Annotated in this window: 11 protein-coding genes; 7 read left to right on the forward strand and 4 right to left on the reverse strand. The window is 68.3% G+C overall.

All coding sequences use genetic code 11. The features are described 5' to 3' along the window. Position 1: 1 nt before the first annotated feature. Positions 2 to 979, forward strand: coding sequence for an acetylxylan esterase (locus tag ACIBL3_RS13215; RefSeq protein ID WP_396353542.1), 978 nt, complete (start codon positions 2 to 4; stop codon positions 977 to 979). Here the strand turns inward: ACIBL3_RS13215 and ACIBL3_RS13220 are convergent. Both ACIBL3_RS13220 and ACIBL3_RS13225 read right to left on the reverse strand, forming a co-directional pair. Next, complete coding sequence (locus ACIBL3_RS13220; RefSeq protein ID WP_396353543.1) at positions 945 to 2,129, reverse strand: hypothetical protein; 1,185 nt, start codon at positions 2,127 to 2,129, stop codon at positions 945 to 947. The two genes, ACIBL3_RS13215 and ACIBL3_RS13220, sit on opposite strands and share 35 nt — an antisense overlap. A gap of 60 nt (positions 2,130 to 2,189) precedes the next feature. After that, positions 2,190 to 3,188 carry a LacI family DNA-binding transcriptional regulator gene (locus tag ACIBL3_RS13225; RefSeq protein WP_396353544.1) on the reverse strand — a complete coding sequence of 333 codons (999 nt, stop codon included), beginning with the start codon at positions 3,186 to 3,188 and terminating at the stop codon, positions 2,190 to 2,192. A 174-nt stretch (positions 3,189 to 3,362) separates the two neighbouring features. Here ACIBL3_RS13225 and ACIBL3_RS13230 point away from each other — a divergent pair, with 174 nt between their 5' ends. The 4 genes from ACIBL3_RS13230 (at position 3,363) to ACIBL3_RS13245 (ending at position 8,408) form a co-directional block, all read left to right on the forward strand. Continuing rightward, positions 3,363 to 5,231, forward strand: a complete 1,869-nt coding sequence (locus tag ACIBL3_RS13230) for a glycoside hydrolase family 127 protein (protein ID WP_396353545.1) — start codon at positions 3,363 to 3,365, stop codon at positions 5,229 to 5,231. A 2-nt stretch (positions 5,232 to 5,233) separates the two neighbouring features. Beyond that, positions 5,234 to 6,544: an extracellular solute-binding protein gene (locus ACIBL3_RS13235; protein ID WP_396353546.1), complete on the forward strand. Its 1,311-nt coding sequence runs from the start codon at positions 5,234 to 5,236 to the stop codon at positions 6,542 to 6,544. Between the two features lie 76 nt (positions 6,545 to 6,620). Beyond that, the gene (locus ACIBL3_RS13240) at positions 6,621 to 7,574 is read left to right on the forward strand and encodes a carbohydrate ABC transporter permease (protein WP_396353547.1); all 954 of its coding nucleotides are present in this window, start codon (positions 6,621 to 6,623) and stop codon (positions 7,572 to 7,574) included. A 3-nt stretch (positions 7,575 to 7,577) separates the two neighbouring features. Beyond that, positions 7,578 to 8,408: a carbohydrate ABC transporter permease gene (locus ACIBL3_RS13245; protein WP_396353548.1), complete on the forward strand. Its 831-nt coding sequence runs from the start codon at positions 7,578 to 7,580 to the stop codon at positions 8,406 to 8,408. A gap of 92 nt (positions 8,409 to 8,500) precedes the next feature. Here the strand turns inward: ACIBL3_RS13245 and ACIBL3_RS13250 are convergent, their stop codons facing one another. Then, positions 8,501 to 9,691 carry an erythromycin esterase family protein gene (locus ACIBL3_RS13250; RefSeq protein WP_396353549.1) on the reverse strand — a complete coding sequence of 397 codons (1,191 nt, stop codon included), beginning with the start codon at positions 9,689 to 9,691 and terminating at the stop codon, positions 8,501 to 8,503. Between the two features lie 120 nt (positions 9,692 to 9,811). Here ACIBL3_RS13250 and ACIBL3_RS13255 point away from each other — a divergent pair, with 120 nt between their 5' ends. Continuing rightward, positions 9,812 to 10,753, forward strand: a complete 942-nt coding sequence (locus tag ACIBL3_RS13255; protein WP_396353550.1) for a GNAT family N-acetyltransferase — start codon at positions 9,812 to 9,814, stop codon at positions 10,751 to 10,753. Positions 10,754 to 10,771: 18 nt separating this feature from the next. Here the strand turns inward: ACIBL3_RS13255 and ACIBL3_RS13260 are convergent, their stop codons facing one another. Next, positions 10,772 to 11,728 carry an NAD(P)-dependent alcohol dehydrogenase gene (locus tag ACIBL3_RS13260; protein WP_396353551.1) on the reverse strand — a complete coding sequence of 319 codons (957 nt, stop codon included), beginning with the start codon at positions 11,726 to 11,728 and terminating at the stop codon, positions 10,772 to 10,774. A gap of 153 nt (positions 11,729 to 11,881) precedes the next feature. Here ACIBL3_RS13260 and ACIBL3_RS13265 point away from each other — a divergent pair, with 153 nt between their 5' ends. Beyond that, entirely contained in the window at positions 11,882 to 12,466 is a 585-nt protein-coding gene (locus tag ACIBL3_RS13265) for a TetR/AcrR family transcriptional regulator (RefSeq protein WP_396353552.1), read from the forward strand. Positions 12,467 to 12,491 lie beyond the last annotated feature (25 nt).

The raw sequence follows: 12,491 nt of genomic DNA on the forward strand, positions 1-12,491 counted from the left end.
GATGCTGGTTGACATGCCCCTGGACCGGTTGCGCGAGTACCGGCCGGAGCCGGAGGAGCCCGCGGACTTCGACGCGTTCTGGAAGCAGACGCTGACGGACGCGGCCGGCCGCCCGATCGACGCCAGGTTCGAGCCGTACGACGCGCGGCTGGCGACCGTGGACGTCCAGGACGTGACGTTCAGCGGCTGGGGCGGTCAACCGGTCAAGGCGTGGCTGCTCCTGCCGCGGCACCGCAGCGGACCGTTGCCTGCGGTCGTGCAGTACATCGGCTACAACGGCGGCCGTGGCATCCCCTACGAGTGGCTGACCTGGAGCGCGGCCGGATACGCGCACCTCGTGATGGACAATCGCGGCCAAGGCGGTGGCGGCAAGACCGTGGCGGACACTCCGGACATCGCGCCGGACGGCCACGGCTCGTCGTCACCCGGCTTCCTCACCCGAGGCATCGAGGATCCCCGCAAGCACTACTACCGACGGCTGATCACGGACGCCGTCCGGGCGGTCGACGCCGTGAAGAGCCATCCGGACGTCGACAGTTCTCGCGTCGCCGTTGTCGGTGGCAGCCAGGGCGGTGGACTTGCGCTGACGGTCGCCGGGCTGCGTGACGACCTGTCCGCCGCGATCGCCGACGTACCGTTCCTGTGTCACTACCGGCGCGCGTCGCAGATCACCGACAACGGGCCGTACGCCGAGATCGCCCGCTGGCTCAAGGGGCACCGCACCGGCATCGAGACCGCGATGAGCACGTTGTCGTACTTCGACGCGGTGAACTTCGCCGCCCGGGCAACCTGTCCGGCCTGGTTCTCGGTCGCGCTGATGGACAACATCTGTCCGCCGTCCACAGTCTTCGCGGCATACCACCGGTACGGCGGTCCGGCGCAACTGGAGGTGTTCACGTACAACGGGCACGAGGGTGGCGCGGAGTACGACCTGCCGCGCAAGCTCAGCGCGCTCGGCGGCTCCCTCGGGGCCCTCTGAACCGCACAGCAAGCCACAGGATCAGCGCCGGCAACCAGATCAGCAGCAACCACGGCACCCGCCACCAGCCGGAGTTGCCTCTCAACTCCGGCTGGTCGCTGCCCACGAGCGGTCGTGCGGACAGCGACCAGGCCAGGAAGGCGTCGCCGATCGGCACCTGGCCGAGGGCGTACCGCTTCGTCGTCGGGCCGCTGATCGGCACGCCGAGCAGGTCGCCTTCACGGGCGAGCCGGTCGGCGAACGGATCGTGCGCGACCCTGGCCGCGCCCATCGTGACCACGGTCGCGGACAGGCTGATCCCGAGGATCAGCGGGCCGGAGTCCACGTCACCCGGCCCGGCGACGCCCTTCGGGTACTCGCGAACCCCGAGGCCGGCGACGAACTTGTCCCGGAAGATCTCGTACTGCGCCCGCGCGAAAGCCGGATCGATCTCCACCAGGAACCGCTGGATCATGCTCTGCGACGTCGCCCGCGCCCCGACCGTCTCCGGCTCGACCTGATGCGGCAGTAGTCCGGTCGCCGGGTCGAGTTCGGTCTTCACCGCGGCCACCCAGCGATCCGTGGTCGAGCCGAACCGCGGTGCGACAAGTGCGTCGTACGCGCGCAACGACGCGATCGCGACGGTCGAGTCGACCGGCCACGCCTGGCCCGGGTACGCCGGCAGGAACGGCGTCTTGGCGGTCCGGAACGCGGTCGCGAGCTCCACCGAGGCCCGGGTGAACTCGTCGATCTCGGCCGCGTCGGCGTGCTTGAGAGCGATGAGTCCGCCGCGCAGGTAGTTCGTCCAGCCGGCATGGAAGACGCCGTACTTTGGTCGCAGAGACGCGTCGAAGACTGCGGTCCCGTTCGGGGACTCGAGCCGGTCGAGCGCCCAGCGGGCTTCGGTTGTCGCATCGACCGATTGCGCAGGATCGGCGAGCCCGACCTGGACCCAGGTCAGCCCGTAGAGGGCGTTGAGGAAGAAATAGCCCTCCGGGAACTGTTGCTGTGCGGCGTGGTCGGCGCCGCCCTCGATCTCAGCTCGCAGGAACGCGAGCTGCTTGACGACTCCGCCGGTGGGATCGGTTCGGGGCAGCACCAGGCGCGCGGTGCCCACCCCCGCCACCAGCGTGGCGATCACCGCGAGGCCGATCAGGAGCTTGCGCAGCACCCGGTGAATCTACCGAGTCCAGGCGGACAACGGCGGTCCGCCGAGCAACCATCTGGTGACTCAGGTCCCCAGGGTCGACTCACGGGTCACCAACCGGGTGGCCAGTTCCATCACCCCGGGCTGCGCCGACCCCGCGATCGCGTCGAGCAGGAGATTGGCGGTACGGCGGCCGAGCTCTTCCAACTCGAGATCGACAGTCGTCAGCGGCGGCCGGCTCGCGAGCGCCATCACGGACCAGTTGTCGTAGCCGGTGACCGCGATGTCGTCGGGAACGGACCGGCCGAGCTCGCGAAGCCGGTCGCACACCCCGCGGGCAATCTGGTCGCTGCCACAGGAGATCGCATCCACGTCGGCCGAGGTTCGCAGTAGTACGTCGACAGCGTGCCGGCCCCAGCGTTCACTCCACTCGCCGTGCAGCGGCTCGCCGACCAGGGCGTCACCGGCTGCCTTGACGGTCGCCGCGGCCCGGACCTCGGCGCTGTGGTGGGACGACGGCCCGGTGATGTGCGCGATCCGCCGGCGGCCAAGGCTGAGCAGGTGCTGCACGGTTGACGAAGCGCCGCCATCGTCGTCCACGATCACCGACGTGTCGGCCGGATCCGTGGACGGGCTGAAGGCGTAGACGACGGGAATCGGTACGTCGATCGGCACCCGCGGCTCGGTCCGTCGGCCGGTCACGATGATGCCGTCCACCCGCCGGGACACCAGCGAGCGCAGGTAGTGCTGCTCGCGCAGCGGGTCGTCCCGGGTGTCGCAGAGCAGCAGGCCCATCTCGCCCGCGCTGAGTGCGTCCTCGGCGCCGAGCATGATCGGGATGCTGAACCGTCCCGAGCTGTCGGTGGTGATCAGCCCGACCGTGAAGCTGCGCCCGGACGACAACGCCCGGCCGCGGCTGTCCGGCGTGAACCCGAGCTGCTCGGCGGCTCGCCGTACCCGCTGCCTGGTCTCCTCGCGGAGCTGGCCGGTGTCGTTGAGCGCCTTGGACGCCGTACTCGTGGAGACGCCTGCCAGTGCGGCCACATCGGTGATCCGGGGCAGCGAAGGACCACGTGACGCCATCCGGCAACTCCTTTCCGAACTTTCCGGAAACAGTACAGCACGAATCCCGGCTTGTCCGGATTTAGCCAGGTCTTGGGGGTTGACCAGGTCGCCTCGCGTCTCTAGCTTCGTCAAGGAAAACGTGTTCTGGATTTTCCGCGTTCCCTTCCGTGACCCCCTCAGGAGCTTCCCCCTATGAGTGCTTCCCCGGACGCAGTCACCACCTCCCGGAGTCCCGCCGCGAGCACGCGCGGCCGCTGGCAACCGCTCGGCCTGGGCCAGGCCACGATCACCGGCGGGTTCTGGGCGCCGCGCCAGGCCCGCAACGGCGCGAGCGCGATCCCGAGCGGCCAGGACCAGCTGGAGACGGCCGGCAACCTGCAGAACCTCCGGCTCGCCGCCGGCATCGGCGAGGGCGAGGCGATCGGCCCGGTGTTCGCCGACTCCGACGTCTACAAGTGGCTCGAGGCCGCCGCCTGGGAGTACGGCCGCCACCCGAGCGAGGAGCTGCTGAAGCGCCAGCGCGAGATCACCGCGATCGTGGCCGCCGCGCAACGCGAGGACGGCTACCTCGACTCGGTCGTCCAGCTCCGGTACGGCGACGAGGGTCGCTACAAGCAGCTCGTCTGGAGCCACGAGCACTACTGCGCCGGCCACCTGATCCAGGCGGCGGTCGCGCAGGTCCGCTGCACCGGCGACCGCGAACTGCTCGAGGTCGCGATCAAGATCGCCGACCACCTGGTCGCCACCTTCGGCGACGGGGCGGGACAGACGGTCGACGTCGACGGTCACCCGGTGATCGAGATGGCGCTCGTCGAGTTGTATCGAGAAACCGGTACGGCGGCTTACCTCGACCTGGCCAGGTGGTTCGTCGAGGCACGCGGCCACGGGATCATCAAGGAGCACGGCCACGAGCCGACGTACTTCTCCGACCGGCTCCCGGTCCGCGAGGCGACCACGGTCGAAGGACACTCGGTCCGCGCCGTCTACCTCGCCGCCGGCGCCGCGGACGTCGCGCTCGAGACCGGTGACACCGACCTGCTCGACGCGCTGAAGCGGCAGTTCGAGCACATGTGGTCGACGAAGACCTACGTGACCGGCGGCCTCGGCGCCCGCTGGGAGGGCGAGGCCTTCGGCGACGAGTACGAGCTGCCGCCGGACCGCGCGTACGCCGAGACCTGCGCGGCGATCGGTGGCATCCAGTGGGCCTGGCGGATGCTGCTCGCCACGGGTGAGGCGTCGTACGGCGATGCCATCGAGCGGATGCTCTACAACGGCTTCCTGGCCGGTGTCTCGCTCAAGGGGACCGAGTACTTCTACGTCAACCCGCTGCAGCTGCGCGGCGGGGCGCATCCCGACAACGGCCGCAGTCCGGCGCACGGGCGGCGTGGCTGGTTCGACTGCGCTTGCTGCCCGCCCAACATCATGCGCACCCTGGCCAGCCTCGACGGCTACTTGGCCAGCGCCGGCGACGGCGTGGTTCAGATCCACCAGTACGCCGCCGGTGTGCTCAAGGCTGGTGACGTTGAGCTTCAGGTGGAGACGGCCTATCCCTGGGACGGCGCTGTCCGGATCACGGCTGGTGGACCGGTTGCAGTTGAGCTGCGGATCCCGGCTTGGGCTTCGGGTGCGACCGTCAACGGGAAGCCTGTCGAGGCGGGCGCGTACGCTCGCGTCGAAGCTCAGGAGATCGACCTGCAGTTGCCGCTGGCAACTCGGGTGATCGGGGCCGATCCGCGCGTGGACGCCGTCCGCGGGTATGTCGCGCTGGAACGCGGACCGCTGGTCTACGCGGTCGAGCAGGTGGACAACGCGGCGAACGTCGACGACCTCCACCTGTTGCCGTCGGCATCGGTTGCCAGCAGCCACGAAGACGGTCTGCTGGACGGCGTCACCGTGCTCAAGGCGCGCGGTCAGGTGGGCACCGGTCATCAAGGCGGCTGGCCTTTCACTGGTGAGGCTGCGGATGCGACCGGCGATGAGGTCGACGTCGTCGCGGTGCCGTACTACGCCTGGGCCAACCGCGAGATCGGCGCCATGCGCGTCTGGCTGCCCAGGGCCTGATCATGCTGACCCGGCGGAAGTTCCTCGGTCTGACGGCTGCGGCCACCGCGGCCGCCAGCGTGCCGGGCTGCAGCTCCGTCCTGCCCGAACCCGACGTCCAGGCGGCGGGCTTCGGGCAGGACGCCACCGGCACCGTGCAGGTCTGGTGCCGGGCGGCCACCCAAACCGGTCTGACCGACCTGGTGAAGAAGTTCAACGCGTCCCAGGACCGGCTCACGGTCGAGCTCACTCCGGTGCTCGACGCGCAGTACGTGACCAAGCTGGCGACTGCGATCCGCGGCCGGGAGGTGCCGGACCTGGTCGACATCGACGACATCAACTCGATGCTGTTCATCTACCGGGACGCGTTCACCGATCTGACCGAACCCCTGCAGGCGCTGGACTACCGGGACAAGCTCAGCCCCGGCCACCTGCGGCTGGCAACCAAGGACGACCGGGCGTTCGGCGTGCCGTACCTGGCCGACAACTCGATGTTCTGGTTCAACACCGAGCTGTGCGACCGGGCGGACGTCGACCCGGACGAGGCGATCACGTCGTTCGACAGTCTGCTGGACGCGGCTCGGCGGCTGCGGAAGCTGGGCGACGACATCTACGCGTGGAGCTTCCCGGCGAACAGCCCCGGCGCACTCGGCTTCGTCGTACAGCCGATGATCTGGGCGGCCGACACCGACCTGATCAAGGGCGCGATCGGCGAGCAGTCCGGCGACATCGTCGGGAACGACGCGGTCCGGCAAATGCTCGAGCTGCACCGGCAGCTGTGGGTCGACGGGCTGGTGCCGCGGGCGAACTTCTCCGACGACGCGTCCCGCTGGGGGAGCGACTTCCGGGCCGGCAAGATCGGCATCTTCCCGTCCAACTACAGCGTGGTCGTGTCCGCCTCCGACGAGGCCTTCCACAAGAAGGTGGCTCCCCGGTTGCTGTCCGGTCCGGACGGTGGGGCGGCGTTCTTCGACGGCGGCGACAACATGTGCATCCCGCGCGGGGCCCGCAACGCCTCCGGTGCGTGGGAGTTCGTGCGGTTCGCGCTCGACCTGCCGCAGCAGGTCGAGCTGCCGGCCGGCGGCTACACGCCGGTCCGGTCGGACGCCCGGACACCTGAGTTCGCGGAGAAGTTCCCGCTCGCGACGCTGCCGCTCGAGCGGATCTCGGAGGGCTACGCGCCGACCACGCTGTCCTACAACCTGCTCTACAACCAGCCGGACGGCCCGTGGCTGCAGATGTTCCGCCGGGCAGTGTTCGACGGCGAGCTGGAGGCCGCCATGAAGGAAGCCCAAAGCAACTTCGACCGCATCCTGGCCCAGGGGCAAGCATGAACGAGCGAAGCGAGTTCATCATCAAGCACTGCGCACCTTGTGCCTCATCGGCGCCCGGAGCGAAGCGAGCACGCCGATGAGTACGGCGCTCCGGAGTTCGCATCGGCTTGACCCTGATGCTCGCAAAGCCAGTGCCGCCGCTCGTCGTCGGGTCGGGCAGGGGTCGCTGACCCATCCCTCGCGGACCGGGCTGCTGCTGGTGGCACCCGCCGTACTGTTCGTCGCGGTGTTCGTGCTGGTCCCGCTCGGGTTCGCGCTGGTGATCTCGCTGACCAACTGGCCGTTGATCGGCTCGGTGAAGTTCAGCGGGGTGAAGAACTACACCGCGATCGCGTCCGACGCCGCCTTCGCCAAGTCGGTCCTCTACACGCTGCTCTACACGGTCATCGTGACCGGGCCCATCCTGGTGCTCGGCTATGCACTGGCAGTCCTGGTACGGCGCAAGCGGCGCGGCTCGACCTTGTTGCGAACGATCTTCTTCCTCCCGTTCGTCGTCGGCTTGTCCACGCTGAGCTTCGTCACCGTGCTCGAAGCCCAACCGGACAGCGGCGCGATCAACATCGTGCTCCGCACCCTCGACATCACCGACGGCACGACAGCCTGGCTGGTGGACGGGCCGCTCGCGACCGGGCTCATCTGCGTGCTGGTGATCTGGGGTGTGTCCGGGCTGACCATGATGCTCCTGATGGCCGGCATGCAGGCGATCCCGCGCGAGTTCTACGAGTCGTCCGAGCTGGACGGGGCCACGTGGTGGCAGCAGGAGCGGGAGATCACCATCCCGGTGCTGCGCCGTACGATCGCGATGGCGGTGATCATCTCGGTGGTCGGCTCGCTGCTCGCGTTCACCCAGTTCTACATCCTGACCCGCGGCGGTCCGGGCACGGACACCACCACGGTCGTCCAGTACATCTACAACCGCGCGTTCGTGCAGCTCCAGCTCGGCGCCGCGACCGCACTGTCCATCGTGCTGGTGGTGGTCGTCGGCCTCGTCACCGCCTTCCAGTTCTGGCTGCTCCGCGAGAGGGACTGACCGATGAGGCTGAAGAACGTCCTGTACGTCGTCGGCGGTGGCGGTGCCTTCCTGGTGTTCGCCGTACCGTTGCTGTGGGCCCTTTTCCGATCGGTGCAGCCGAACGACGTGATCGTCGCGGCACCGGACCGGTCCACCTTCTTCCACCTGACTTGGGACAACTTCCGGACGCTGATCGAGGGGCCGGGCAACCTGATTCGTGCTGTGGGCAACAGTTTGGTGGTCGCGTTGAGCACGGCTGCGTTGACCGCCGTACTGGCGACGCTCGCGGGCTACGGCTTCGCGCGATTCCGGTTCCGGAGCGGGCCGTTGTTGTTCGCTTTGGTGGTGGTGTCGATGATGATCCCGTTCCAGGCGATCCTGACTCCGCTCTACCTGGAGCTGAACGTCCTCCGGCTGACCGACAGCCTGCTCGGCCTGGTGCTCTTCTACACCACGGTCAACCTCCCGTTCGGCGTCTTCGTGATGCGAAACTCGTTCGCCTCGGTCCCCGTCGAACTCGAGGACTCCGCCCACGTGGACGGCTGCAACACCCTCCGCATGATCGGCTCCGTCCTCCGCCCCCTCGTCACCCCCGGCGCCGCCACCGTCGCGTTGTATGCGTTCCTCGCCGCGTGGACCGAGTTCCTCGGCGCCCTCACCTTCCTCACCAAGGACGAGCTCTACACCCTCCCCGTGGCCCTCGTGAACGTCCAAGCCGGCGCCTACGGCGAAGTCAACTTCGGCTCGCTCGTCGCCGGCTCAGTCATCGCCATGATCCCCTGCGTAGTCCTCTACGTAGCCCTCCAACGCTTCTACGTCTCCGGCCTAGCCTCAGGCGCCGTCAAAGGCTGACTCCCCCACGCGTCACCAGCTTTCGGTTTGGGGCGCATTGTGCACCCGAACTGATCAGTCAGAGTCCCCAAGTCAGTCCGTAGACCAGCCGCCTAGGGTCGGCGGGCGTGCTTCACGAAGACGATGGCGTCGGTGCTGCTCAGGTGGGCTGGGTCGAGTGGGGAGTAGCCGTACCAAGGGGATACGCGGGGCGTGAGTGTTAGGTCAGCGAGGGCTGTGGAGTCGATGAGGTAGGTGTCTTCTGGGAGTGTGTAGAGGAGGCCTTCGAGAGTGTCTGGCGGTGGGGCGTCGACGCCTTGGTGGGGGATGGTGCCGAGGGCTGTGGCGAGGTAGGCGTAGTCGGTGCCCAGTTGGGCGCTGAGGATTGCGCCGGCGCTCCACCATTCCGGTGAGATGTCGCCCATGCGCATCGAACTCTTGTTGCGTTGGAGGTGGGCATTGTGGGCGCTGACGAGTGTGAGGCCTTGGTCTGCGATGGCCAACAGGTTGGCAGCCATCATCGAATCCCGTACGGCGAGCAGCCACGCCAACCTGCTCGGGGACGAGTCGGCCATCCATCGGTGGTAGCGCAGGAGCCCGGTGGCAGTGCGCGCGTACAGGAGTGCTCGTTCCCAGTCGGCCGGCGTGGATGCCGCGAGCAACTGAGGCGCCTGCGCATCGAGCAAGGCGACCAGGTCGTCGGCAAGCAGCCGCAGCTCCTTGGCCTCGGATGTCTGCCCGACGGATTGAGACGGGTCCCGCATCGCGCCGGGATTGGTCCACTGCTCATCGGCGCCGAGCAGGTGGTCGAGTGCTTCCGCCGTACAGGGCAGCAGGTCGGCATCACCCCAGGCAGCGAGGTAGGCGTGTAGTGCGGTGAGCGCCTGCCGAGGGCTCGCCGCGGCGGTGATCTCCAGCGGACCGTCGAAGCCGGCGAACCGCAGTTGCTCGCCCGCGGGCCGGCCGTCGTTGTACGAGCGCATCCACTTCACCAGCTCGCGGTTGCCCGGGAAGGCGCCCCACTCGTGGCTGAACCCGCGCGCCATGACGTCGTCGAGGGTGCCCCTGCCTGACCTCACGTACTCGTCCACAACCAGACCCATCAGACAGTCGCTCTCGAGCGCGAACGTCCGATAGTCCTCCTGCTCGACGAGCTGTCGAAACAACTCGTTCCGCAGTACAAGCAGAACCTCTTCGCCGTGGGTCGGCTCACCCAAGCCCAACAGCCGCGGCCTGTCTGGAAGCAACGCCATGACGGTGGCAGAGTCGACGGTGGTGGCGGCCTTTTCGATCCCAGCAGTCATACCTTCAACGGTATCGTTGAACCGTTCGATGAAGACTTGCCGTCGGCAGCACGCGGCAGCCAGGCTCAAACCCTCAATGCCGGGGTGAGATCCGTCCGGGTTGGGTCCTAGCATCTGGCCATGGATCAAGAGTTCAGCGGGGTGGTCTTCGAGTGGCGCGGCCCAGCGCCGTACTACTTCGTCTCCGTGCCGGAGCAGGAAGGTCTCGCGATACGGGCGGCGGCATCGGCCGCCAGCTACGGCTGGGGGATGCTCCCGATCCGCGCTCGGATCGGCAGCACCGAGTGGACGACCTCGCTGTGGCCGAAGGGCGGCGGGTATCTGCTCCCGCTGAAGGACGCCGTACGCAAGCCGCAAGGACTGGACGCAGGCGACGCGGTGCACGTACGGCTCACGTTCGACGCGCTCCCTCGTCAGCAGAAGCGGCCGGCGGCCAAGCGGGTGCCTGTTCCTCGTACGGCGGGATCGCGGGAGCCGGTCACCGTCGAGCAGCTCACGATCGTTCCGGCCAACCAGGCGGCTTGGGAGGACCTGCAGGCGATCTTCGGCACCGCCGGCGACACCGCACGATGCTGGTGCCAACGCTTTCGCATGCTACCCAAGGAGTCCTGGGCGTCCGAGGGACCCGAAGAACTCTCCGCCCGGCTCCGCGACCAGACCGCCTGCGGAAACCAGAAGGCGCAGTCGACGAGCGGCCTGGTCGCGTATCTCGACGGCGAGCCCGTCGGCTGGTGCGCCGTCGCGCCGCGCGCAGACCACCCGAGACTCCTCCGCGACTACCGCGTCCCCTGGCTTGGTCGCAATGAAGACAAGACCGACCCCACCGTCTGGTCCGTCACCTGCTTCGTCACCCGCGCCGGCTACCGCCGCCGAGGAATCAGCCACGCCCTGGCCCAAGCCACCGTCCCCTTCGCCCGCGACCATGGCGCCACCGCCATCGAGGGCTACCCCGACCTCGTAGACGGCGGCTCCGTCGGCACCCCCACCACATTCACCAACGCCGGCTACACCGAAGCATCCCGCCCCACCCACCGCCGAGCCGTCATGCGAATCGACTTCTAAGACTCGCTCCCGTTGGACCTATGGCGCCCGGTGTTCGGCGATGCGGATGACTCGTTTGCCTCGGCTGTGGCCGGTTTCGATTGATCGGTGGGCCTCAGCGATGGAGTCCAGTGGGTAGGTCTCGTCGACCACGCTGCGCAGGTCTCCGCGGACTACTGCGGCAGCGAGTTCGTCGAGGTCGGATCGCTTCGGCTTCATGATCGCCATCCGCACCCGCGGCCCGGGCAGTACGGACGACAGCAGCACGTATCCCATGCCCTTCGAGGCCAGCGAGATCATCCTCCCGCCGCCGGCGAGACGCCGGCGGTACTGCGCCGGTGCGGCGCCGTACAGGTCGATGATCGCGTCGAACTTGGGTGCGGCGGTGAGGCTGTCCAGCCGTTGATAGTCGTACGTCGCCTCGGCGCCGAGGCCGGCGCAGAACTCGGAGTTCCGGGCCGCAGCCACTGCGGAGACCCGAGCACCCGCGGCCCTGGCCAACTGGATCGCGACGCTGCCGATCCCACCACTTGCGCCAACGATCAGGACGCGACATCCCGCCCGTACCCGAACTTTGCGCAGGGCTGTCATCGCAGTGAGACCGACGGTCGGCAGTGCCGCGGCCGCGACCAGGTCGTAGCCGGCGGGCGCTTCCGCGGTGAGGGATTCCTTGACCTGGACGTACTCGGCGGCGGTGGCGCTGCCCAGGCCTAGCTTGGTTCCCCAGACCCGGCGTCCGACCGCGGAGGTATCGCCTCCCGTGCCGACGGCAACAATCTCGCCGGTGAAGTCCTGGCCGGTGCCCTTGGGGAACTTGACCCCACTCAGCGGCCGCATCCGACCGGCACGGACCTGAGCCTCGACCGGGTTGACGCTGGTCGCGCTCATCCGCACCAGGACCTCACCGACTCGCGGCTCGGGCACCGGCACCCGGTGGACCTCCAGCACATCCGGCGGCCCGTAGCGCTCGTACCGCACTGCTCGCATCTCGGTCATCCACGTCCTCGTCTCAGTTGACATGCCACATCCGGTGAGACACTCTGTCTCGATCGGGGCAAAGGGTCTCTCGTCCCGAGTGTCGTCAGGTCGCGGCGGTCGCGACAAGGATCGATTGGCCGCAGGCGTCCCGAGTGGGACAAGGAGCCCGAAATGTCGCAGTCGACGGACAACCTGCGGGTCCGGCGGACCCGCAAGCTGCTGCGGGAGGCACTGATCGAGCTCATCGACGAGCGCGACTTCGAACGGCTGACGGTTGGGGAGATCACCGAGCGGGCGATGGTCAGCCGGGCCGCCTTCTACCGGAACTACCGTGACAAGTACGAGTTGGTCGAGCAGATCTTCGACGAGGCGATGGATGCGGTGCTCGGGACGATGGCCGCCGGCACCGCGGATCCACCGCTGGATCGGTGGGTGGCGTTCTTCGAGCACACCGCCGAGTACCACCGGCTGTACGGCGCGCTGCTCGGCCGGCGGGGGAGCCCGTGGTTTGCGAACAGGATGCGCGCCACCCTCGCGGGGATGGTCAGCGAACACCTGGAGGTCCCGGATTCAGCACGGGGATCCGGGCGGGGCGCGACTGATGCCCTCGTGCCCACGGTGCTGGCCGCGATGTTCGTCCAGGCCATCACCTGGTGGCTGGATCAAGGTCGTCCCGTGCCACCCCGAGTGATCGCCACTCAGACCGCAAAACTCGCCGAAGCCGTCATCAACGAAGCCAACCACTGGAGCACGTAGCCCGGACGCTTGCCGGAGGCACCAC

Origin of the sequence: Kribbella sp. NPDC050124 (assembly GCF_044460355.1) — a bacterium.
Classification (GTDB): domain Bacteria; phylum Actinomycetota; class Actinomycetes; order Propionibacteriales; family Kribbellaceae; genus Kribbella.